This is a genomic window from Streptomyces sp. NBC_00252, from assembly GCF_036187565.1.
GTDB lineage: Bacteria > Actinomycetota > Actinomycetes > Streptomycetales > Streptomycetaceae > Streptomyces.
The window spans coordinates 8,150,571-8,172,267 of record NZ_CP108087.1 but is presented as its reverse complement, the minus strand read 5'-3'; the positions used below and the strand labels follow the sequence as shown (position 1 = coordinate 8,172,267).

17 protein-coding genes and 2 tRNA genes are annotated in these 21,697 nt (G+C 70.0%); 6 read left to right on the top strand and 13 right to left on the bottom strand.

What is annotated here, in order from left to right; genetic code table 11:
* The first annotated feature begins 41 nt into the window (after positions 1–41).
* Together OHT77_RS36295 and OHT77_RS36290 are read left to right on the top strand one after the other, a co-directional pair.
* Positions 42–2,240: an elongation factor G-like protein EF-G2 gene (locus tag OHT77_RS36295; RefSeq protein ID WP_328832599.1), complete on the top strand. Its 2,199-nt coding sequence runs from the start codon at positions 42–44 to the stop codon at positions 2,238–2,240.
* A gap of 162 nt (positions 2,241–2,402) precedes the next feature.
* Positions 2,403–4,070, top strand: a complete 1,668-nt coding sequence (locus OHT77_RS36290) for a hypothetical protein (protein WP_328832598.1) — start codon at positions 2,403–2,405, stop codon at positions 4,068–4,070.
* A 97-nt stretch (positions 4,071–4,167) separates the two neighbouring features.
* Here OHT77_RS36290 and OHT77_RS36285 read toward each other — a convergent pair whose 3' ends face one another.
* The gene (locus OHT77_RS36285; RefSeq protein WP_328832597.1) at positions 4,168–4,746 is read right to left on the bottom strand and encodes an HIT family protein; all 579 of its coding nucleotides are present in this window, start codon (positions 4,744–4,746) and stop codon (positions 4,168–4,170) included.
* Positions 4,747–4,813: 67 nt separating this feature from the next.
* Between OHT77_RS36285 and OHT77_RS36280 the strand changes: the two genes are divergently transcribed.
* Positions 4,814–5,470, top strand: coding sequence for a potassium channel family protein (locus tag OHT77_RS36280; RefSeq protein ID WP_328832596.1), 657 nt, complete (start codon positions 4,814–4,816; stop codon positions 5,468–5,470).
* A gap of 30 nt (positions 5,471–5,500) precedes the next feature.
* On the opposite strand, the gene thrS is transcribed toward OHT77_RS36280, so the two are convergent.
* The 3 genes from thrS to OHT77_RS36265 form a co-directional block, all read right to left on the bottom strand.
* On the bottom strand, positions 5,501–7,477 hold the full coding sequence (gene thrS / locus OHT77_RS36275) for a threonine--tRNA ligase (protein WP_266766986.1): 1,977 nt from the start codon (positions 7,475–7,477) through the stop codon (positions 5,501–5,503).
* 114 nt (positions 7,478–7,591) lie between these two features.
* The gene (locus OHT77_RS36270; protein WP_328832595.1) at positions 7,592–8,815 is read right to left on the bottom strand and encodes a hypothetical protein; all 1,224 of its coding nucleotides are present in this window, start codon (positions 8,813–8,815) and stop codon (positions 7,592–7,594) included.
* On the bottom strand, positions 8,812–9,378 hold the full coding sequence (locus tag OHT77_RS36265) for a DUF4365 domain-containing protein (RefSeq protein ID WP_019059792.1): 567 nt from the start codon (positions 9,376–9,378) through the stop codon (positions 8,812–8,814). Before OHT77_RS36265 ends, OHT77_RS36270 begins: the two co-directional genes overlap by 4 nt.
* Before the next feature lie 182 nt (positions 9,379–9,560).
* On the opposite strand from OHT77_RS36265, the gene OHT77_RS36260 reads away from it, so the two are divergent.
* A complete protein-coding gene (locus OHT77_RS36260; protein ID WP_328832594.1) occupies positions 9,561–10,289 on the top strand; it encodes a 3'-5' exonuclease in 729 nt (242 codons plus the stop codon).
* A gap of 52 nt (positions 10,290–10,341) precedes the next feature.
* Here OHT77_RS36260 and OHT77_RS36255 read toward each other — a convergent pair.
* Positions 10,342–10,413: transfer RNA gene (locus OHT77_RS36255), tRNA-Val, on the bottom strand.
* 53 nt (positions 10,414–10,466) lie between these two features.
* A complete protein-coding gene (locus tag OHT77_RS36250) occupies positions 10,467–10,913 on the bottom strand; it encodes an SRPBCC family protein (protein WP_328832593.1) in 447 nt (148 codons plus the stop codon).
* Between the two features lie 66 nt (positions 10,914–10,979).
* On the opposite strand from OHT77_RS36250, the gene OHT77_RS36245 reads away from it, so the two are divergent.
* Positions 10,980–13,385, top strand: a complete 2,406-nt coding sequence (locus OHT77_RS36245) for an SCO7613 C-terminal domain-containing membrane protein (RefSeq protein ID WP_328832592.1) — start codon at positions 10,980–10,982, stop codon at positions 13,383–13,385.
* Positions 13,386–13,392: 7 nt separating this feature from the next.
* On the opposite strand, the gene OHT77_RS36240 is transcribed toward OHT77_RS36245, so the two are convergent.
* The 7 genes from OHT77_RS36240 to OHT77_RS36210 all read right to left on the bottom strand — a co-directional run bounded on the left by OHT77_RS36240 (position 13,393) and on the right by OHT77_RS36210 (position 20,909).
* Complete coding sequence (locus OHT77_RS36240; RefSeq protein ID WP_328832590.1) at positions 13,393–16,128, bottom strand: exo-rhamnogalacturonan lyase family protein; 2,736 nt, start codon at positions 16,126–16,128, stop codon at positions 13,393–13,395.
* 100 nt (positions 16,129–16,228) lie between these two features.
* Entirely contained in the window at positions 16,229–16,819 is a 591-nt protein-coding gene (locus OHT77_RS36235; protein ID WP_328832589.1) for a hypothetical protein, read from the bottom strand.
* A gap of 4 nt (positions 16,820–16,823) precedes the next feature.
* Entirely contained in the window at positions 16,824–17,699 is an 876-nt protein-coding gene (locus OHT77_RS36230) for a carbohydrate ABC transporter permease (protein ID WP_328832588.1), read from the bottom strand.
* Positions 17,696–18,664, bottom strand: a complete 969-nt coding sequence (locus tag OHT77_RS36225) for a carbohydrate ABC transporter permease (protein WP_328832587.1) — start codon at positions 18,662–18,664, stop codon at positions 17,696–17,698. The genes OHT77_RS36230 and OHT77_RS36225 overlap by 4 nt, the downstream gene beginning before the upstream one ends.
* Positions 18,664–19,950, bottom strand: a complete 1,287-nt coding sequence (locus OHT77_RS36220) for an ABC transporter substrate-binding protein (RefSeq protein WP_328832586.1) — start codon at positions 19,948–19,950, stop codon at positions 18,664–18,666. Before OHT77_RS36220 ends, OHT77_RS36225 begins: the two co-directional genes overlap by 1 nt.
* Before the next feature lie 345 nt (positions 19,951–20,295).
* Positions 20,296–20,367, bottom strand: a tRNA-Val gene (locus OHT77_RS36215).
* Positions 20,368–20,444: 77 nt separating this feature from the next.
* Positions 20,445–20,909, bottom strand: a complete 465-nt coding sequence (locus OHT77_RS36210; protein WP_328832585.1) for a TIGR02611 family protein — start codon at positions 20,907–20,909, stop codon at positions 20,445–20,447.
* 191 nt (positions 20,910–21,100) lie between these two features.
* On the opposite strand from OHT77_RS36210, the gene OHT77_RS36205 reads away from it, so the two are divergent.
* The gene (locus OHT77_RS36205) at positions 21,101–21,514 is read left to right on the top strand and encodes an SsgA family sporulation/cell division regulator (protein ID WP_004002642.1); all 414 of its coding nucleotides are present in this window, start codon (positions 21,101–21,103) and stop codon (positions 21,512–21,514) included.
* Positions 21,515–21,697: the final 183 nt, after the last annotated feature.

Below are 21,697 nucleotides of genomic sequence, written 5' to 3'. Positions count from 1 at the left end.
CCGCGCCCACAGTGACCTCACCGTGTACGGGAGGCAAGGCCATGGGCGACAAGGCGAACGCACACCCCGGAGCCGCCGGCAGGGCTACAGCGGCCGACCACCCCGCGTCCGTACGGAATGTGGTGCTGGTCGGCCACTCCGGATCGGGCAAGACGACTCTGGTGGAGGCCCTCGCGCTGACCGCGGGGGCGGTGAACCGGGCGGGCCGCGTGGAGGACGGCGGCACCGTCTCCGACTACGACGAAATCGAGCACCGGCAGCAGCGCTCGGTGCAGCTCTCCCTGGTGCCCGTCGACTGGGACGGGTACAAGGTCAACCTTCTCGACACCCCTGGGTACGCCGATTTCGTCGGCGAGTTGAGGGCCGGTCTGCGCGCGGCGGACGCGGCCCTCTTCGTCGTCTCGGCCTCCGACGGGGTGGACGGGTCGACCCGCATGGTGTGGGAGGAGTGCGCGGCGGTGGGCATGCCGCGCGCCATCGTCATCACGCATCTGGAGTCCGCGCGCGCGGACTTCGAGAGCATGACCCGCACCTGCGCGGAGGCCTTCGGCGCGGACGACCCCGACGCCGTGCTCCCCCTGTACCTGCCGCTGCACGGCGCGCCGGGGCCGGACGGGCACGCGCCCGTGACCGGTCTTGTGGGGCTGCTGTCGCAGAAGCTGTTCGACTACGCGTCCGGGGAGCGCAAGGAGTCCGAGCCCGGTCCCGACCAGCTGCCCGGGATCGAGGAGGCCCGCAACCGGCTCATCGAGGGGATCATCGCGGAGAGCGAGGACGAGACCCTCATGGACCGCTATCTCGGCGGCGAGGAGATCGACGTCAAGACGCTCATCGGGGACCTGGAGCGGGCCGTGGCGCGCGGGGTCTTCTTTCCCGTCCTGGCGGCCGCTCCCGCCGCCGAGGGCTCCCGGCAGGGGCTGGGCACGGTCGAGCTGCTGGAGCTGATCACAGGCGGTTTCCCGACCCCGCTGGAGCGCGCGGCGCCCGGGGTCACCACGGTCGACGGCAGGGCGCGGGAGCTCAAGCCGTGCGACCCGAACGGTCCGCTGGTCGCCGAGGTCGTGAAGACCGCCTCCGACCCGTACGTCGGCCGGGTCTCCCTGGTGCGCGTGTTCTCCGGGACGCTGCGGCCGGACGAGACGGTCCACGTCTCCGGGCACGGGCTCGCCGACCGGGGCCACGAGGACCATGACGTCGACGAACGCGTCGGCGCCCTGTCCGCGCCCTTCGGCAAGCAGCAGCGGGCGCTCACGCACTGCATCGCGGGCGACCTCGCGTGCGTGGCGAAGCTGGGCCGCGCGGAGACCGGGGACACGCTCTCGGCCAAGGACGACCCGCTCCTCATGGAGCCCTGGGAGATGCCCGACCCGCTGCTGCCGCTCGCCATCCAGGCGCACAGCAAGGCGGACGAGGACAAGCTCTCGCAGGGCCTGAGCAGGCTCGTCGCCGAGGACCCCACCATGCGCCTGGAGCAGAACCAGGACACCCACCAGGTCGTCCTGTGGTGCCTCGGCGAGGCCCACGCGGACGTCGCCCTGGAACGGCTGCGCAGCCGCTACGGCGTCCAGGTCGACCTCGTCGCGCACAAGGTCTCCCTGCGGGAGACGTTCGCCGCGAAGGCGCAGGGACGCGGCCGGCACGTCAAACAGTCCGGCGGGCACGGCCAGTTCGCGATCTGCGAGATCGAGGTCGAGCCGCTGCCGGGCGGCACGGGCATCGAGTTCGTGGACAAGGTCATCGGGGGCGCGGTGCCCCGGCAGTTCATCCCGTCGGTGGAGAAGGGCGTGAGGGCCCAGGCCGCGAGGGGAGTCGCGGCGGGGCATCCCCTCCTCGACGTACGGATCACGCTCCTTGACGGCAAGGCGCACTCGGTGGACTCCTCGGACGCCGCGTTCCAGACGGCCGGCGCGCTGGCCCTGCGGGAGGCCGCGGCCGACGCGAAGATCCATCTCCTGGAACCGGTGGCCGAGGTGACCGTCCTGGTAGGCGACGACTACGTGGGCGCGGTGATGAGCGACCTCTCCGGGCGGCGCGGCCGGGTCCTCGGCACCGAGCAGACGACCGGCGGGCGCACCCTGATCCGCGCGGAGGTCCCGGAGATAGAGATCGGCCGCTACGCCGTCGACCTCCGCTCGCTCTCGCACGGCACCGCCCGCTTCAACCGCGCCTACGCCCGCCACGAACCGATGCCCCAGCAGATCGCCGAACGGATCCGCGAAGAGGCGGGCGACGCCCCGTAGTTGGCCCGTTGTTCGACGATCTTCGGTGCCGGCGGGCGGCTTTCGGCCGTCCGCCGACGAATGTCAGTGGCTGCCGATACGCTGATGACCTGATCAACAGGTGTGCGGAGCACGGAAGTCGGGAAAGCCGCAGAAGCGGGGCAGCGGCGATCGGGGGCGGGAATGACCGTTGACAGCGGTTACGCGGACATCTTCGGACCACAGGTGCCGCGAACCGGCGACGAGGGGCAGACGGCGACCTTCGCGCTGGCCTCGGCGGCCTACCGGGACAACCCGGTGGCCGACATCAAGAAGGCCGACAACGAATGGCACCAGACGGCCGTCAACGCGGGCCGCAAGTGGGCGACGATCTTCCGCCCGAACCTCGGAGAGGCCTTCTCCGGAGCCGTCGTCTCCCGCATGCTCGGCCCCGGCCGCAAACCGCTGATCCAGTCCTTCGGCACCGAACCGCAGGCGGTCGTCGAGCACGCCCTGGCCGCGAACAACATCCGCCGGGCCCGGGACAACCGCCTGTCCATGATCATGGTGCTGTGCGGGGTGCTGTTCCTGCCCGGACTCATCGTCTGGCTGCTGGTCTTCCAGCTGCGCAGCCTGATCGACAAGCGCACGCAGACCAACAAGCGAGCGGGCGCGATCGCCACCACCCTCCTCGTCGCCGTGGGCGCGGTCGCCGTGATCGTCCTGATCAAGATGCCGTTCCACGGCTTCTGGTCCTGGTACGCACGCGCGTGCGTCGTCCTCCCGGTCGTCGGCTGGCTGTGGGCCAAGCAGGTCTGCGAGAGCACCGCGAAGGACCTGCGCGAGCGCTGGGGCAGCCTGCTCTCCGGGAGCAGCGTCGGCGCGAAGGTCCCCGAGGCGGTGCCGACCAGCCCCGGCGAGACCCAGGCCGAGCAGCTCCGCCAGTCCCTGGCCAAGCTCAGCGCCGAGCAGCAGTCGAACTCGATCTTCTACGCCGGCCCCAAGGGCATCCTCGGCATGGGCACCCGGTGGGGCAGCTGGCAGCTCGCCGAGGACCTGATCGCGCGGGACGCCGACCGGGAGATCCACCCCTTCCGCAGCTGGGACGTCATCCGGAACATCCATGACGACCTGCGCATGCTGGAGCGGAACACGATCAACACCGGCGGCTTCCCGAAGGCGTCCATACGCCACTGGGTCGTCACGCCGATCGGTGAGGGCGCGAAGGCGGTGTCCCGGCCCGAGGGCACGGACGTGGACGCGTACCAGGTCAAGACGCACGCGATCCAGGACATCTGCAACAAGCAGCAGTTCGGCGCGGGCGACCGGCACTACCTGGGGGTCCAATGGACGCTCTGGGAGGGCCAGTTGGTCATCACGATGATGATCACGGTCACCGTGCTGCACAAGACCCTGCGCATCGAGATCACCGGCCATGCCCTGGGCCCGGTGAACTCGCTGTTCACGGGCAAGCCCGAGGCCCCGACGAAGAGCGTCCAGAAGACGTTCAAGCCGTGGGAGAACCGCAGCGTCAAGCTCCCCCTCGTTCCCGCCGACGAGGTGGTCCGCCTCGCGGTCCGCGCCCCGATCACCTGGTACCCGCCGCTGCTGAACTGGCTCGGCGGTTCCATATCCCTGCCCGAGCCGTTCGGCCTGCGGCACGCCTGGGCCGACCAGCCCTGGCGCCACCGCTTCATGGCCGACGACGCGCTGCGCGCCGCGACCCCGGTCCTGCGCGTGGTCCACGCCGCGGCGATCCGCGTCCTCGACGAGAACGGCGTGGACACGGAGAAGTTCGGCAACCGCTCGGCTTTCCTCAGCGGCAACGTCCAGGACGCGTCACCCAGGAAAGCCGACCTCTACGACGCGTAAGCCTCCGGCGGCTGAGCGGGTCGCGTGCGGGTCCGCCGGACCGGCCTCTGGGGGCTGCGCCCCCAGACCCCCGCTGTCGGCCTGGACGGCCTCGTCCTCAAACGCCGGACGGGCTGGATGATGTCGGCCATGCCTCGGCCAGCATCTTCCGTGTGTCCGCGAGCAGTTGGGGCAGCACCTTCGTGTGGCCGACCACCGGCATGAAGTTCGTGTCGCCGCCCCAGCGCGGGACGATGTGCTGGTGGAGATGGGCGGCGATGCCCGCGCCCGCGACGCTGCCCTGGTTCATGCCGATGTTGAAGCCGTGCGCGCCGGAGGCGGTCCGCAGGGCCGTCATCGCCTGCTTGGTGAGGGCCGCGAGCTCCACGGTCTCCGCGTCCGTCAGGTCGGTGTAGTCCGCGACGTGACGGTAGGGCACGACCATCAGATGGCCGCCGTTGTACGGGTACAGATTCAGCACCCCGTACACCAGCTCACCGCGCCTGACGATGAGCCCATCCTCGTCCGATTTGGCCGGAATCGAGCAGAAGGGGCAACCGTCGTCCGCACCGGGTCCGGTCGGCTTGTTCTCGCCCTGGATGTAGGCCATCCGGTGGGGCGTCCAGAGGCGTTGGAACGCGTCCGGCGTGCCCACTCCGATCTGCTGCTCCGGCTCACTCGTCATGCAAGGAAGCATATGGCTTCGCCCGTTCGCGGCGTGTCGCCGGGGTTGCGCGAAACCTCTCCCGCGCCAAGCTGGGCCGATGGACGACGACAGCCGCAAGGCCCGCTGGGAGCAGCGCACGGAGATCCCCCTCGCCGTGGCGTCCCTGGTCTTCCTCGCCGCGTACGCCGTGCGCATCCTGGCCCACGACCTGCCCGCCGACTGGCAGGACGTCTGCCTCGCCGTGCTCTTCGCCTCGTGGGCGCTCTTCGCCGTCGACTACGCCGTCCGCTGGCGGCTGAGCGGCGAGCGGCTGCGCTTCGTCCGCATCCACTGGCTGGACACCCTCGTCCTGCTCCTGCCCCTGCTGCGCCCGCTGCGCATCGTCAGGTTCTACGAGACCGTCCAGCGCCGCCACGGCCGGCCCCGCCTCGCCCTGCACGCGCGCGTGATCGTCTACGCCGGCCTGTCCACCCTCCTGCTGGGCTTCGCCGGCGCCCTCTCCGTCTACCACGAGGAACACGCGGCCCCGGGCGCGACGATGACGACGTTCGGCGACGCCGTGTGGTGGACCTGCGCCACCTTCGCGACCGTCGGCTACGGCGACATCGCCCCCGTCACCCCGCTCGGCCGCCTGATCGCCGTAGGCATGATGGCCATCGGTCTGGCCCTGCTCGGGGCGGTCACCGGGACCTTCGCGTCCTGGCTGCTCCAGGTCTTCGCCCGGGAGGACGACGAGAGGCCCCCGGGGTTGTGACAACCCCGGGGGCCTCTCGAAGCAGCTGACTCAGACCTGGACCCGGTCCGCCACGACCTGCTCGATCTTCGCGATGGCCTCGTCGAACGCGATGCCGTTCTCCTGCGAGCCGTCGCGGTAACGGAAGGACACCGTCCCGGCGTTCATGTCCTCGTCGCCGACGATGACCATGAACGGGACCTTCTGCTTCTGCGCGTTGCGGATCTTCTTCTGCATCCGGTCCGAGGACGAGTCGACCTCGACGCGCAGCCCCTTCTTCTTCGCCGCCACGGCGAACTTCTCCAGGTACTCGACGTGCCCGTCCCCGATCGGGATACCGACCGCCTGCACCGGCGCGAGCCACGCCGGGAACGCGCCCGCGTAGTGCTCGAGGAGCACCGCGAAGAAGCGCTCGATGGAACCGAACAGCGCACGGTGGATCATGACCGGCCGCTGCTTGGAACCGTCGGGACCCGTGTACTCCAGGTCGAAGCGCTCCGGCAGGTTGAAGTCCAGCTGCACAGTGGACATCTGCCAGGTCCGGCCGATCGCGTCCTTCGTCTGGACGGAGATCTTCGGGCCGTAGAACGCGGCGCCGCCCGGGTCGGGGACGAGCGGCAGCCCCTGCTTCTCGGCCACCTGCCGCAGCGTCTCGGTGGCCTCTTCCCAGACCTCGTCCGAGCCGACGAACTTCTCCGGGTCCTTGGTCGACAGCTCCAGGTAGAAGTCCGTCAGGCCGTAGTCCCGCAGCAGGTTGAGGACGAAGGTGAGCGTCTTGTCGAGCTCGTCGGCCATCTGCTCGCGCGTGCAGTAGATGTGCGCGTCGTCCTGCGTGAAGCCGCGCGCCCGGGTCAGACCGTGCACGACGCCGGACTTCTCGTACCGGTACACGGTCCCGAACTCGAAGAGGCGCAGCGGCAGTTCACGGTACGAGCGGCCGCGCGCGTCGAAGATCAGGTTGTGCATCGGGCAGTTCATGGGCTTGAGGTAGTAGTCCACGCCCTCGTCGAGCTGCATGGGCGGGTACATGCCGTCGGCGTACCAGTCCAGGTGCCCGGACGTCTCGAAGAGCTTCCCCTTCGTCGCGTGCGGGGTGTAGACGAACTCGTAGCCCTCCTCCTCGTGGCGGCGGCGCGAGTAGTCCTCCATGACCCGGCGGACAACACCGCCCTTGGGGTGGAAGACGGCGAGGCCGGAGCCGATCTGGTCCGGGATGGAGAACAGGTCCAGCTCGTTGCCCAGCTTGCGGTGGTCGCGCTTCTCGGCCTCGATCAGGAAGTCGAGGTGCGCCTTCAGCTCCTCCTTGGAGGGCCAGGCGGTGCCGTAGATGCGCTGGAGCATGGGGTTCTTCTCGCTGCCGCGCCAGTAGGCGGCCGCGTTGCGCATCAGCTTGAACGCCGGGATGTTGCGCGTGGTGGGCAGGTGCGGGCCTCGGCAGAGGTCCTTCCAGCACAGGTCGCCGGTCTTGGCGTCGAGGTTGTCGTAGATCGTCAGCTCGCCGCCGCCGACCTCGACGTCCGCGCCGTCGTCGGTCGACGCGGAGCCCTTGATGCCGATGAGTTCGAGCTTGTACGGCTCGTCCGCCAGCTCCGCGCGGGCGTCCTCGTCGGTCACGACGCGCCGCGAGAACCGCTGGCCGCGCTTCTGGATCTCCTGCATCTTCTTCTCGATGGCCTTGAGATCCTCGGGCGTGAACGGCCGCTCGACGTCGAAGTCGTAGTAGAAACCGTCCTTGACCGGCGGGCCGATGCCCAGCTTGGCCTCGGGGAACAGCTCCTGCACGGCCTGCGCCATGACGTGCGCGGTGGAGTGGCGCAGGATGTTGAGGCCGTCGGTGGAGGAGATCTCGACGCCCTCGACCTCGTCCCCCTCGGAGACGACGTAGGCGAGGTCCTTGAGCTCTCCGGCCACGCGCGCGGCGATGATCGAGCGCTCGCCGGCGAAGAGCTCGGCGGCCGTCGTGCCCGTCGTCACCGTGCGCTCTTCCCGCTCGGAATCGCGTTGGATGATCACACGGACGTCTGACACCGGTCTCTCCTGACTGCAGGGTGGATGCGGCGCCATACCGTGAGCGCGCGCAATAGGGGATCGTACCGACCCTAAGGGGCCCACCGCGAAACGGTCGCCCCCGCTCCCCCTCCCTCAGTCCTCCCCGCTGCACGCCTCCTCGAAGAAGTCGAGATTCTCCTGGAGGGACTTCATCAGCCGGTCCCGCTCCGCCTCGTCCACCTGCACGGGTAAGACCCCGGAGGCGCCGGTCAGCCGACGGAACCCGCCCCGGCTCTCCAGCCGCCCGTGCACCCGCACCGGCAGCCCGACGAGATGGGCGTGCCCGGCTATCCGGTACGACTCCTCGTCCAGCGTCATCCGGACGTGCCCGACCTCGGCCCCTGCGATCACCTGCATCCGTACGGTGCCCTCGCCGCGCGGTCCCGACCGGCGCATCCGCACCACGGTGCCGGTGACCCGGACGGGCATGGCGGGTTCCTCGCGCAGATAGCGGGCCCCGGCGGCGCGCAGCACGGGCAGGTCGCCGGGCGAGAACTCGACGGCCTCGGCGGGCGCGGCACAGCCCTCGGGGACACCCGCGCCGGGCGCCCACTCGACGGCGATCCGGGCACCCTCCGTACCGCGCACGAGCGCGACGACGGCTTCGGTCAGCTCCCGGCTCACGCCCGCCTCCACGGCCCCGTCGAAGGCGTCCATGCCACCCGTGGCCCGCTCGTAGTCGATGGCCTCCCGGGTCGCGTACAGGGCCTGGTGGAGGCGTACGGCGAGGGCGCGGCCGGTCTCGACCGGGACGAACGCGGTGAGGTGACGGCCGCCGGGCGCGGAGCCGACGAGGACGTGTTCGAGGGACGCGGCGGCGGGGCGGCGGTGGCGGGCGCCGTAGTAGCCGGCACGCGCGCGTGTGGCGAGTGCGGCGGCGAGCAGCATCTGCCGTGCGGCGGCGCGGAGTTGCTCCTCCACGGTCCAGGACGCGGCGCCCGCGGGGCCGGTCGGGATGTCCCGCCACCAGCGGATCTCGTCGCTCGGCACGGCGAGGCCGACGAGGACCTCGCGGGCGGAGGGGGTGTTGCTGCGGGCGAGTGCGTCGAGCGCCTCGCCGAGGAGGTCGTCGCTGTCGGGGAAGGCCCGGCTCTCGGGGACCAGGAGGCTGGTGCCGGAGCCGCCGGGCCCGGGTGGGGTCCAGCGGCCGTACCGTCCGGGCGCTCCCCCGCGCCGCTGCCAGCCGTGCCGGCGCAGCAGGGCGCCGAGGACGGCGGGGTCGACCCGGTCGGGCTCCGGGGGCTGTTCCCAGGAGGTGGGGTCCACGGGGTGCGGCCGTACCGTCCGCAGGTGTTCCTCGACCGAGCGGTGCCTCATGGCCTGCCTCCCGTCCCGACCCGCGTCATGATCTCGCACAGCGCCCGGTCGTCGAAGATGCGCGAGGTCGGTATCCGCACGGTGGTCCGGGTCCTGCCGGTGATCGCGTGGCCGGCCAGGTTGACCCAGTAGCAGCAGTGCCGCAGATCGAGCCGGTCGTGGCTGGCGCGCAGCCAGTCGTCCTGGGAACGCGGGACGAGCATCACGACGAGGATCTTGTGCACCGATACCGGTGTGCGGGCGAGCTTGCGCAGGTGGTCGTTGTCGAGCGTGAAGGAGAAGGAACGTCCCGGCGGATTCGGCGGGATCTGGTAAGTGCACTTGAGCTGCACTTTTATCGTGACCTCGTCGTCCACCGTGTGCCCGGGCGAGCCGTGGCTGACGTGCCAGTCGATGCCGTTGTCCGGGAACGGCTGGGACAGCGAGCAGCCGGCCGCGGCGGCGACGGCGTGCAGATAGCCCACCTGCAGTGTCTCCATGCAGGCGGTGGTGGCGAGCGATCCGCGCTGGGGTGCCGTCCGTTCGGGCAGCAGCCCGCCCCGCTCGGGCTGCGCTATCACCATGGCCAACAGCCTTCCGAGTTCAGGTGAAGTGTGGTGCTGAATGCCTGCTCCGGGTCGCTGAACTGCAAAGACCCGCACTCCTGTTGTGTCCTTCCGGCGTACGGCGCAAACAGCCCGGGTATCACCAAACAGGCAGAAGACGGTGCGTCAGCTGCCGTGGGTGAACGAGGAGTTGTGTACGTATGACGTGCTGGTACGAGGGCCCGTTGGCCGCGTTCGACACGGAGACCACGGGCGTGGATGTGGAGACCGACCGGATCGTGTCGGCCGCCGTCGTCGTCCAGGACGCCCCCGGTACCCGCCCGCGGGCGGTCCGGTGGCTGGTCAACCCGGGGGTGCCGGTGCCCGCCGGGGCGACGGCGATCCATGGACTGACGGATGAGCATCTTCAGCGCAACGGCCGCTGGCCGGCGCCGGTGATGCACGAGATAGCCGACGAGCTGGCCGAACAGGCCGCGATGGGGCGGCCGTTGGTGGTGATGAACGCGCCGTTCGACCTGACCCTGCTGGACCGCGAGCTGCGCCGCCATCGCGCGACCTCGCTGGAACACTGGTTCCGGACGACGCCGCTGCGGGTGCTGGACCCCCGGGTCCTGGACAAGCACCTGGACCGCTACCGCAAGGGCCGCCGCACCCTGACCGACCTGTGCGCGCACTACGGCGTCGAGTTGGAGGGCGCGCACGACGCGGGAGCGGACGCGCTGGCCTCCCTGGAGGTGATACGAGCCCTGGGCCGCCGCTTCGCGACGCGCCTGGAGCGGCTGTCCCCCGCCGAACTGCACACCCTGCAGTCGACCTGGCACGCGGCCCAGGCACGCGGCCTCCAGGCGTGGTTCGCGCGCAGCGGCACCCCGGAGTCGGTGGACCAGTCGTGGCCCCTGCGCCCGGACCTGACGGCGGAGGCCGCCTAACCGCCTGGGCAGCAAAAAAGCCGGTCCGCTGTGGCGGACCGGCCTTTCCCGGTGGGCGATACTGGGTTCGAACCAGTGACCTCTTCGGTGTGAACGAAGCGCTCTCCCACTGAGCTAATCGCCCGGGAACGCACCGAACAATACAGGCCCCCGCCGGTTTCCTTCAAACCGCTTCGCTCAGGCCGCTTCCAGGTACGCGAGCAGCCCGCGCCGGCCGGCCCGCATCATCAGCGCGTGGTTGAACCGGAACACCGGCCGTCCCACCGCGGCGAACCGCCTGAGCGACTGCCGGTTCAGGTCGACCTCCTGGTCGTAGCGGGCCCGCGTGCCGGCCCCCTCGGCGGTGAGCGTCCAGCGCGCCCAGCCCTCCAGGTCACCGGTCATCGCGATCTCCAGCACCCCGGCGACGGGATCGCGCCGCACTTCGCGCGCGGTGAAGGTCAGCACGTACGGCAGGCTCGCGCGGATGCTGATGACGCCGGACGTGTCGTCGATCGGGTCGACCCCGCGCACCTGCGGCCACCAGCGCGGATAATCCTCGGCCCGCTCCAGCAGCGGGTACACGACGGCGGGCGGCACGGGCAGGTCCCACCGGGCGCGGAAGCGGTAGTGCGTCCAGTCCATGCCGGGAGTCTGCCCACCCGGACGCCTCTCTCCCGATTCCTGAGTACGTTGTGAGTACGCACGCTCATGTCCTACGGCGTGACGGCCAGCACACTCCGAGACATGACGCACATCCCGCCGCCGGCCGTCGAGTTGCGGATCCTGGACGCCGAGCTGTACCAACTGGACGCCCGCCGCACGCAGTTGCTGCACCGGCGGGCCTGGCTGCTGACGGTGCTTCAGCCGGGGCCGCCCGCCCCCGTGATGCCGCCGCCCCCTGCCCTGCCGCGCCCGGAGACCACCGCGCCGGGCGTGCAGAACGTGCTGCTCGTGCTCGGCGGCATCCTGCTCACCCTCGCCGCCATCGCGTTCACGCTGGTCAGTTGGGGAAGCATGGGCATCACGGGCCGCGCGCTCGTGCTCGCCACGGTGACCCTGGCGACTCTCGGCGCACCCGTCGCCCTCCTGCGTCGTGGTCTGCGCTCCACCGCCGAGTCGCTCGCGGGCCTCGGCCTCGCCCTGACCGTGCTCGACGCCTACGCGCTGCACGAGGTCGCGTTCCCGGCAGCCGACGGCGTGACGTTCGCGGCAGCGGCGGCGACCGTCCTGACCGCGCTGTGGACGGCGTACGGCCTCGGACTCCCGGCGCTCCCCGGCGGGAAGACGCCCTCACCGACCCTTCTCCTCCCCCTCCCCGCCGCGCTCGCGATCGCCCAACTTCCCTTGCTCCTCTGGGCGATCGCGGCCGGCGGGGGCCCGCACACGATCACGGCGGCACTGCTGCTGACCGCCGTGCTCGACATGGTTCTCGCACTCCGCGTCTCCTCCAAGGCGGTTCGCCTCGTCGCCACCGTCGGCGCGTTCACCATGGCTGCCTGGGGTTTGCTGGCGGCAGGTCAACTCTCCCTGGACGCAACCGGTCCGGGCGCCGCCGCCCGCGCGGCGGCGCTCTTCGCCCTCGCGGCGGCGGGCGCGTTCGGCGCCACCTGGCTCGCCTCGGACGTACGGCTCCGGACGGGTACGGCGGCGGCGGGCGGCCTGTTCATGGTCGTCGCGGTCGGCGGCATGCTGCGCGCGACGCTGCCCGCCGACTGGACGGTTCCGGGTTATCTGGCGTGCGGCATCGCCCTGTTGGCGCTCGTCCGGGGCCGGCTCCCCGAGCCCGTGCGCCACGGCCTCGGCTTGGCCTCCGCCGCCGTCCAGGCGAGCGCGGTGCTGTGGGCGCTGCCGGTCACCACGGTCACCCTGTTCGGCCCGGTCGCCTGGCTGACCCGCGTCTGGTCGGGCACCCCGGCCGACGCCCGTGACGCAGTGACGACGGAGGCCTTCTGGCCGGCCCATACGGCCGCAACTCCCCTGATTCTGGCGACGGTTGCGGCGGTACTGATCTCGACGCTCCGCACCACCGAATGGCGCCCCCGCGCACTGACAGCCGCCCTCACCCTGACCTGGGCAACAGCACTCACCATCCCTACAGCACTCCAACTGCCTTACAGCATCGGCCTGTTGATCCAGGGCCTCACGATCATCGCCCTGCTCGCCCTCGCACACCGCACCGCCACACTCCTCGCCCTGGCCACCTCCCTCAGCCTCACGGCGGTCTCCCTGGCCACGGAACCGGCCACGCTCGCCGTACTGGCGTCCCTGACCGCCGTGTTCGCACTGGCCGCCTGGCGCGGCCGCCTCGCACCCGCCTCCGCCGCGGCGTCCCTCGCCTACGCAACCGCCCTCGCCTGCGCCACAGGGGCCGCCCTCGACTGGCAGCCGGAGCACATCGCACTGCTGGTGCTGGCCGTTCCGGTGGCCGCCGCGCTGCTCGCCGCACGGATCGGCGACCCGTCCACCACCCTGGCCGTCGAGATCACGGGCACGGTCGCGGCAGTGACCGCGATCAGCCTCTCCGCCCGCGAACTGCCCATGTTCGCGCTGGTGTTGGCCCTGTGCGGAGTGATCGCGACGGGCACGGCGCTACGGCCCGATCGACGCGCTGTCGGCTACCTGGCCGCCGCCCTGTTCGTCCTGGCGATGTGGGTGCGGCTGTCCGTGTGGAACGTCGGCAGCCCCGAGGCGTACACGCTGCCGGTGACCGTCCCGGCGCTGCTGGTGGGCGCGTTGCGCAGGCGCCGCGATCCGAACGTCTCCTCTTGGACGGCCTACGGCCCCGGGCTCGCCGCGACGCTCGTCCCGAGCCTCCTCACGGCCTGGTCCGACGCGCACTGGAGCCGCCCGCTGCTGCTGGGCACGGCCGCGCTGGCCGTCACCCTGCTCGGCGCGCGACACCGCCTCCAGGCACCGCTCGCCCTCGGCGGCGGCACCCTCGTCCTGGACGCGCTGCACGAACTAGCCCCGTATCTCGCCCAGGTGGTCGGCACCCTTCCGCGCTGGGCACCACCCGCCCTCGCCGGGCTCCTGCTGCTCGCACTCGGCGCGACGTACGAGCAGCGGATCCGGGACGCCCGGCGGGTACGGGAGGTGCTGGGGCGGATGAACTAGCCCTGGGCTAGGGCATCTTGTCGCCGAGCAGGGCCAGGTTCTCGATGGCGGCGAGGCCGTAGAGCGCCGTGTCGTTCGAGGACACCCACGCGGCCTCGCCGCCCGGGACGAGGGTGACGGGGCCGGTCAGCGGCTCCGTCTTCCACGGCGAGGACTCCGTATAGCCGTCCGAGCCGTAGAACTTCGTCCACGCGCGCTTGGCGAGGGTCGCGTCGTCGAGTTGGACCGCGGCGTAGGCGTCGAGGCGTGAGTGGCCCTGGAAGAGCAGCAGGGTGCCGAAGTTGGCGCCGTAGCGGGCCGCCTGTTCGGTCTTCGAGGCATTGAAGTAGCGGCAGTAATCCATGTACACCTCCTTGAACTTGGGCATGTCGACCAGGTGAATCAGCTCCGCGCACAGCTCGTTGAGGCCGAAGACGGCCGAGAGGTGCGAGACGGAGACGACGGGCGCGGTGGCCACGGCGAATTTGCCGGTGTCGAGGTCGTAGAGACCGCTGCCCTGCACAAATCCGTTGGGCTGGGCGGCGATCGTCTCCATCGTCGACAGGACGCGCGCCTTGGCCTTCTCCCACTTGGGGCCCTTGCGTTCCCACTCGGTCAGCCACGCCGAGACCAGGCCGCTCCAGTCGGTACCGAAGCCGATCGACAGGGCGTGCCGGTCGGGGGTGTACGGCTCGGTGCGGATCTTGCGGATGGGGTCGAGGACGAGGAAGGTCTCGTCGGAGTCGACGTTGGCGGCCATGAGGTCGCCGACGCGTTCGTCGGCGGTGAGGAAGTAGTAGTAGCGCCGGTAGGTGGTGTTGGCGATGCGCTGCTGCTTGGCGCTGTCGGCGTAGTGCTGGACGCCGTGCCGGGTGCCGAGGCCCGCCCATTCGCCGAGGTGGTAGACGTCGACCTCGCCGGTGTGCCGGGTGAGCGCCTCGGCGAAGCGGAAGATGTCCGCGCGGCCCGAGCGGATGTACGCGAACCAGAGCCAGATGTCCGGCGACAGCTCGGAGTTGTCCCAGGCGTAGCCGCCGATGTCGTACCGCCACTGGTGGCGCACGGTGTCGTACGAGTGCATGAAGTCGCCGTAGTCCCAGAAGCCGTACCAACGGCGTTGCGCCACCTGGTCCTTGTAGTAGGTGAAGAGGAAGTCGAGGTGGTCCTCGATCTTCGCCTTGGCGGTGGTGGAGCGGTCGGGTTCGGAGTAGAGGCCGGGGCCGAAGACCTTGGACTTGATCAACTGTGCGGGTGGGGCCGCGAGTTGGGGCAACACCCGTACGGCGTCCACCTGTTGGGCGAGTGCTTCCGCCGACGGGGTCGACTCGTTGGCCCAGAAGAGGAGTTCGGAGGTGCGGGCGATGCCGTACGGGGTGCCGAACTCGGGTTCGTAGTCCTCGTAGGTGATCTCCAGGCCTTCGAGCTGTTTGGCGTAGGTGTCCTGGCCCATGCCGTCGTGGTAGAAGCGCAGGTCCATCGGCTGGGCCTCGGGCGACCAGAGCCAGAGGGTGACCTCGGCCTCGTCGGTGTGGGCGTCGCGGATGTCGAGCTGCGCGGGGAACTTCTCCCAGAAGTCCCGCAGCCCGAAGGAAAATCCGCCGCTCGCCCCGCCGACGTACCCGAACCCGGAGGCGTGTCCACCGCCGCCGGCGGGGATCCAGCCGTAGCCCTTGGTGGTGCGCTTGCGGAGGGTGAAGCCGTCGGCGGAGAGCTGGGAGAGGGTGTAGTCGCCCCACTTCGGGATGTACTGCAGGCGGCTCGTGACGCGCTGGTCCCAGGTGGACGGGTCGGCGAGCTTCTGCCCTGCGTACTGGGCGGCCTGGACGGTCGCGCCCGGGTCGCGGCGCAGGCCGGTGATCCCCTGAACCGCCTCGCGCAGCAGGCCGGTTCCCTCGCCGCCGATGCGGATGTGGCGGTCGTAGGCCTGGTCGCGCATCGGCACGGTGAAGCGGACGCCGAGGCCACGGATGAAGTCGCCGCTCGCCTTGCCCGGTTCGACCGTGCCGTCGAAGGTGATCGTGTGGACCATGCGGAAGGAGTCGGCGCCCGCGTAGAAGTAGAGGCGGATCGAGAACGGCAGCCAACTCCGGCCGCCCTTGCGGTGTTTGCCGTCGATGCGGACCACCGCCCTGACCGGGCCGTCCTGTTCGACGGTGACCTCGCCGATCGTCCCGTCGAAGCGCTCGGTCTTCACCGTCCCCTGGTCCTCGTCCTCGATCTCGGGCTGCCGGATGAGCACGAGCCGGCCGTTCCTGGCGATCTCGGTGGAGCCCCGGGTGACCGACTTGATGAGGGTGGAGCCGTTCTTGCCGATCCTCGCGGTGATGACCCCGGTCGACACGTCGATGGTGCCGCCGCGCTTGTCGACGGTGACCTTCTTGCCGGGAGCGGCGGTGTCCCCGGCGGTGAGGGTGAGCTTGCCGGAGCCCGAACTCACCGCGTGCGCCGTCCACTTGAGCGAGCCGTCGGGCCAGTAGGCGATCGGCCAGGACTGCACCGGCACGGCCGCGCCCCCGGCGTCCGTCACCGCGAAGGCCTGGCCCTCCTGGTAGGTGCCCATCGGCCACGGCACGCCGACCGTCGAACCGGGTGCGGCGCCGAGCCCGCCGTCCTCCAGCCAGTCGAGCGTCACCGGGTCGCCGTCGGCCGCCGCGGTTCCGGGCGCGGCCTGGGCGTCCTTCGCTCCTAGCACCCAGCTGAACTGCGCGGCGGCTCCGGCGACAGCCGCCGCCTTGAGCAGGGACCTGCGGGGAATGGGAGACATGGCTTTCCTTTCCGTGCGGGAAACGTTCGTCATGTACAGGTGGTCAGGGGCATGACAGATCGCGGTACGGCGCTCCGGGCAGCCGCGCCGACCTCGTCCGTCAGCGGTGCCGGTACCGCTCCTCCACGGCGACGGCCGCGGCGGTGACGGCTCCGAGCACGGGCACCGCCAACGGCGCGATGAACAGGGCGGAACAGCCGACGAGGACCAGCCCGCCGACGAGCAGGAAGGAACCGGCCGGGTCGAGGACCGTACGCCGCCCGGCCGCGCCGAGCAGCGCCCGCCAGCTGTCCCCCGGCACCCAGACCGCCGCCGCGCGCAACCCGGCGACGACGGTCCCGAGCAGCGCGAACACCCCTACGGCGCCCACGAGTTGCCCACCGGGCAGCCCGGCGCGCACGGCCTGGACGTCCACCCAGACGGCGGCCGCCGCGCCCCACCCGGCGACCCCGACGACCCACCCGCCGCGCACGGCCGTACGGAAGTCCGCGACGAACTCCCGCCAGCCGCCGCCCACATGGCCGGTACGTCGCCTCAAGTGCCGCGCCCCGGCGGCGAACGCGGCAGGGTAGGTGACAACTCCCGCCGAGGCGACGGCGATCCACACCCCGGTGAGCAGACATTCGGCGAAGACCCCGAACCGCTCGGCGAGGACCGACTCCCCGCGTGCCTTCACGCGTGCTTCGACCACCGGCTCAGCCCTTCAGTCCGGAGGTCGCCATGCCGTCGATCAGATAGCGCTGGAAGGCGAGGAAGAACAGCAGCACCGGCAGCAGCGCGACCAGTGACATGGCGATCATGCCGCCGTAGTTCGCGGCCACGCCGTCGGAGTCGCGGAACATCATCAGACCCAGCGAAACGGTGTATTTGCCGGGCTCGTTGAGGTAGATCAGCGGGCCCATGAAGTCGTTCCAGGCGTTGATGAAGGTGAAGATCGCGCTGGTGATGAGCGCGGGCCGGCACAGCGGCAGCACGATCGACCAGTAGATCCGCAGATGTCCGCAGCCGTCGAGCCGGGCGGCCTCGTCCAGTTCCTTCGGCAGGTTCCGCATGAACTGCACCATGAGGAAGACGAAGAAGGCCTCGGTCGCCAGGTACTTGCCGAGCAGCAACGGGACGTAGGTGTTGACCAGTTGGAGCTTCTGGAACATCACGTACTGCGGGATCAGCAGCACGTGGTACGGCAGCAGGAGCGTGCCGATCATCAGTGAGAAGAGCAGGTTGCGGCCCGCGAACCGGATGCGGGCGAAGGCGTAGGCCGTCAGGGAGCAGGAGACGAGGATGCCGACGACCGAACCGAGGGCGTAGAAAAGGGAGTTCTGGAAGAACGTCCAGATCGAGATGTCGGCGATGCCCTTGGCCAGGCCCTTGAAGTTGCCGAGGATCGGGTGGCCTGGGAAGAGCTGCAGACTGTTGATGACGTCCTTGCTCGGCTTGAACGAGGCGCCGATGACCCAGAGCACCGGGTAGAGGACGACGGCGAGGACGGCCAGCGCGCCGACGTGCCAGACGAGCGAGCCGGTGCGCTTGCGCCCCAGCCCCGGGGACTTCGGGGCAGTCGTAGCACTCATCGGGCGTCCTCCTCGTAGTGCACCCACTTCTTCTGCGACCAGAAGAGGACGGCCGTCACGAGCGCCACGGCGAGCAGCAGCATCCACGCCATCGCGGACGCGAAGCCCATCTGGGCGTTCTTGAAGCCCTGTTGGTAGAGGTAACAGGTGTAGACGAGCGTGGCGTCGGCCGGTCCGCACTGGGAGTTGGAGACGACGTACGCCGAGCCGAAGATCTGGAAGGAGTGGATGGTCTCCAGCAGCACGTTGAAGAACAGCACCGGGGAGATCATCGGCAGCGTGATGTTCCAGAACCGGCGGAAGGGCCCGGCCCCGTCCATCGCGGCGGCCTCGTACAGCTCCCTCGGGACCTGCTTGAGCCCGGCGAGGAAGATGACCATCGGCGCGCCGAACTGCCAGACGGTGAGCGCGACCAGGGAGTAGAGGATCCAGTCGGGGTCCCCGACCCAGCCGCCGACATGGGAGCCGAAGAGCGACTGCGTACGGTCCACGACGGCGCCGTCGGAGAACAGCGACCGCCAGACGAAGCCGATCGAGACGCTCGCGCCGATGAGCGAGGGGGCGTAGAAGGCGGCCCGGTAGAGGGCCTGGCCGCGGCGGCTCTGGGCGAGCAGCATGGCGACGCCGAGGGCGAGGAGCAGTTTCAGCGGGGTGCCGATGACGACGTACTTGGCCGTCACCTCGACGGACTTCTGCCACCGGGGGTCGTCGAACATCCGGGTGAAGTTGTCGAAGCCGATCCACTTCGGGCTGTCGAAGAGGTTGTAGTCGGTGAACGCGAAGTAGAGGGAGGCGACCATGGGACCGGCGGTCAGCAGCAGGAAGCCGGCGATCCACGGGGACATGAAGAGGTAGCCGGCGAGGTTCTCCCGGCGCCCCCGCCGCTTCAGGTCGGCGGGGGCGGTGGGGCGGGTCGGCCGGGCGTCGGGCGGAGCGTCCTTGACGAGCGTCACGGCGGTTCCCATCAGGCGGAGAAGGCGGCCTGCGCCTCGGAGAAGAACTGCTTGACCGCGTCGGCGACCTTGGTCTTGCCCAGCGCCATGTCCCCGCCGATGCGCAGGAAGGCGGACTCGGCGGTGTCGGCGCCGGACGGGTGCGGGGTGATCGTCCCGAGGACACCGGCCTTGGCGGTGTCCACCTCGTACTGGGCGATCTCCTTCTGTACGGCGTCGGTCGGCTTGAACGCGTCGTACTGGTCGGTGGTCGCCAGGATGCCCCGGTCGTAGCCCATGATCTTGCCGACCGAGGGGTCGTGGACCATGAAGTCGATGAACTGGGCGACTTCCTTGGGGTGCCTGGTGTGTGCCGAGCCGCTGAGCATCAGGGACCCGAGGTACTGGCCGGTGTCCTTGCCGTCAGTGGTGGGGATCGGGGCGAGGCCGTAGGTGCTGCTGCCCTCGGCGGAGTAGCGGACGGTGAAGTTGTCCCAGGTGAATTCCGAGGCGCCGTGCCCGGCCGAGAGAGAGGACTTGGGGGTGTCCTGGGCGACGACCTTCGGGGAGGTGACGATCCCGGCCTTCACGCGGCCGTACCCGTCCGTCCACCACTCCGTCAGATCCGACTCCTCGAAACCCAGGCCGTCCTTGGTGAAGAAGGCCTTGCCGTTCTGGCGGAGGTAGAGGTCGTACAGGTACATGATGCTGAAGTAGCCGGTGTCCCCGGGGACTTGGGTCTTGTCGTGGATCGTCTTGAGGGCCTTGAAGTACTCGTCCCAGGTCCAGCCCGCCGTGGGGTCGACGCCGGCTCTCTCGTAGACCTTCTTGTCGATGACCAGCGCCATGGTGTTCGAACCGACCGGAATTCCGAGCTGTTTGCCGTCGACCTCGCCCACCTTCGTGACGCCCGTGCGGAAGTGATCGAGGCTCAGATTCCCCGCGTCGATCTGTGATCGGAGATCGAGCAGGACGCCTCTCTTGTCGTACTTCCGAAGAAATCCGACGGCGTTCTGGAATACGTCCGGCGGATTTCCGCCCGCGGCCTGCGTCTGGAACTTCTCCCAGAAAGAGGGATAGTCCTGAAAGTCCGTCTTCACCTTGATCTTCGGATACTTCTTCTCGAAGAGCGCGATGGACTGATTGATCTTTTTCGCCCGCTCCTCGGCACCCCACCACGAGTAACGGATCGTCACCGTCCCGTCCGCGGCGGTGCCGTCGTTCCCACCGCACCCCGTCGCGGCCAGCCCCAGCGTGACCGCCGAGACCCCCGCCGCCTTGAGGACCGTACGCCTCTCCACATTCGTGCCGGTTCCCATGATGGGCCCTCCCCGTAGCATCGTTGCCACCTGCATGAATCGTTTCAAGTAAGCGCTTGCTGGCACAAGGTACGGAGGCCCTCGGGGTGCGTCAATGATTCGGACAGGAATTTCTCCCGGCCTGACCGAGGCCTACGGCGGCGCCGGCGAGCCTGTGGCGCGGGTGACCGGACGGACACCGCAGGTGAGGCGCGCGCGATCGGTCCGCCGAACAGAAAGCGGTCTGCGGCACTCAGGTGCCGGGCGGCCGAAAAACGCCTGGGCGACGGGGAGTTGACCACACGGTGTGCGGGGCACCAACGCCGACGGCCCGCCTGTGGATCACAGGCGGGCCGTCGGTCCGGGTGGGCGATACTGGGTTCGAACCAGTGACCTCTTCGGTGTGAACGAAGCGCTCTCCCACTGAGCTAATCGCCCGGGCGCACGGAGAACATTACCCCATGTCAGCGGGTGCCCCGACCAGCGCGGGAAGCCACCCGCACGCCCTCACCGGCTCACTGGTCCTTGATCTTCCAGGGCATCACGACGCCGAACTTCCACACGTAGACGCCGACCAGGGCGGCCACGATCACCAGGCCGATCGAGGTCAGGACGATGTTCCGGCGGCGCACGGCGGGGTCGAGCGCGCGCTGTGCCGCCTCGGTGACCTTGCGTTTGGTCCAGCGGAGCACCAGCTGGGCCCAGACGAACTCCGTCGCCCAGATCGCCATGCCGCCGAAGATCACGACCCAGCCGGGTCCCGGCAGCGGCAGCATGATGATGCCGGCGACCACGACCGCGAGGCCCACGACGAAGACGCCGACCTGCCAGCTCACATGCAGCGCGCGGCGCGCCTTGATGAACTCCGGCGCCTTGGAACCGAGCCCCTGCTCGTCCCGCGCCCCGTCCGCCCGCGTCTCGTCGCTCGCCCCGTCGGACGCCACGGCGACCTCACCCGGCTCGTCACTCCCCGTATTCATACGGACAAACCCTACCCGAGGGAAACCAGTCACCGGAATGGCCCCGCGGAGCGATCGAGCTCTCGGCCGGAAGAGTTACGTAAAGGCACGCAAAACACTCAGAGGGGTTTACAACGGCACCGTAGGTGGCATGTCGATTTCGCCGACGTGCGAATCCCCGAGCGCACACTGAGCGAAAGGCCCTGGCGCTTATGAACACCACGGTCAGCTGCGAGCTGCACCTGCGCCTCGTTGTGTCGAGCGAGTCATCCCTGCCTGTCCCCGCAGGCCTGCGGTACGACACGGCCGACCCCTACGCCGTGCACGCCACCTTCCACACCGGAGCCGAGGAGACCGTCGAGTGGGTGTTCGCCCGCGACCTTCTCGCGGAGGGCCTCCACCGGCCCACCGGTACCGGCGACGTCCGAGTCTGGCCATCCCGTAGTCACGGTCAGGGCGTCGTCTGCATCGCGCTGAGCTCTCCCGAGGGCGAAGCCCTGCTGGAGGCTCCCGCGCGGGCTCTGGAGTCCTTCCTCAAGCGGACGGACGCCGCCGTGCCACCCGGCACGGAGCACCGGCACTTCGACCTGGATCAGGAGCTGTCGCACATCCTGGCGGAGAGCTAGCGCGAGGTCCCACCAAGCCGCCCGGCGCCGTCCGAACTCGGGGAGACGGCTCGGGCTTAGACAACCGCATAGGGCACACACCGGCGCCGTCGCCGCGATTCGTCGCGGGGGCGGCGACGGTGCGCGTCGGCCCCGCTCGCACGACTCTCCGTGATCCCGGGAACCGCGCGGGGCACGGTCCCG

What these genes read in the sequence shown, in the direction of transcription:
- OHT77_RS36250 (WP_328832593.1), bottom strand. Translation starts at nt 10,913, where the DNA reads ATGGACTGGACGCACTACCGCTTCCGCGCCCGGTGGGACCTGCCCGTG.
- OHT77_RS36260 (WP_328832594.1), top strand. Translation starts at nt 9,561, where the DNA reads ATGACGTGCTGGTACGAGGGCCCGTTGGCCGCGTTCGACACGGAGACC.
- OHT77_RS36220 (WP_328832586.1), bottom strand. Translation starts at nt 19,950, where the DNA reads ATGGGAACCGGCACGAATGTGGAGAGGCGTACGGTCCTCAAGGCGGCG.
- OHT77_RS36230 (WP_328832588.1), bottom strand. Translation starts at nt 17,699, where the DNA reads ATGAGTGCTACGACTGCCCCGAAGTCCCCGGGGCTGGGGCGCAAGCGC.
- OHT77_RS36285 (WP_328832597.1), bottom strand. Translation starts at nt 4,746, where the DNA reads ATGCTTCCTTGCATGACGAGTGAGCCGGAGCAGCAGATCGGAGTGGGC.
- OHT77_RS36290 (WP_328832598.1), top strand. Translation starts at nt 2,403, where the DNA reads ATGACCGTTGACAGCGGTTACGCGGACATCTTCGGACCACAGGTGCCG.
- OHT77_RS36265 (WP_019059792.1), bottom strand. Translation starts at nt 9,378, where the DNA reads ATGGTGATAGCGCAGCCCGAGCGGGGCGGGCTGCTGCCCGAACGGACG.
- OHT77_RS36295 (WP_328832599.1), top strand. Translation starts at nt 42, where the DNA reads ATGGGCGACAAGGCGAACGCACACCCCGGAGCCGCCGGCAGGGCTACA.
- OHT77_RS36205 (WP_004002642.1), top strand. Translation starts at nt 21,101, where the DNA reads ATGAACACCACGGTCAGCTGCGAGCTGCACCTGCGCCTCGTTGTGTCG.
- OHT77_RS36245 (WP_328832592.1), top strand. Translation starts at nt 10,980, where the DNA reads ATGTCCTACGGCGTGACGGCCAGCACACTCCGAGACATGACGCACATC.
- OHT77_RS36210 (WP_328832585.1), bottom strand. Translation starts at nt 20,909, where the DNA reads ATGAATACGGGGAGTGACGAGCCGGGTGAGGTCGCCGTGGCGTCCGAC.
- OHT77_RS36240 (WP_328832590.1), bottom strand. Translation starts at nt 16,128, where the DNA reads ATGTCTCCCATTCCCCGCAGGTCCCTGCTCAAGGCGGCGGCTGTCGCC.
- OHT77_RS36225 (WP_328832587.1), bottom strand. Translation starts at nt 18,664, where the DNA reads ATGGGAACCGCCGTGACGCTCGTCAAGGACGCTCCGCCCGACGCCCGG.
- OHT77_RS36270 (WP_328832595.1), bottom strand. Translation starts at nt 8,815, where the DNA reads ATGAGGCACCGCTCGGTCGAGGAACACCTGCGGACGGTACGGCCGCAC.
- OHT77_RS36280 (WP_328832596.1), top strand. Translation starts at nt 4,814, where the DNA reads ATGGACGACGACAGCCGCAAGGCCCGCTGGGAGCAGCGCACGGAGATC.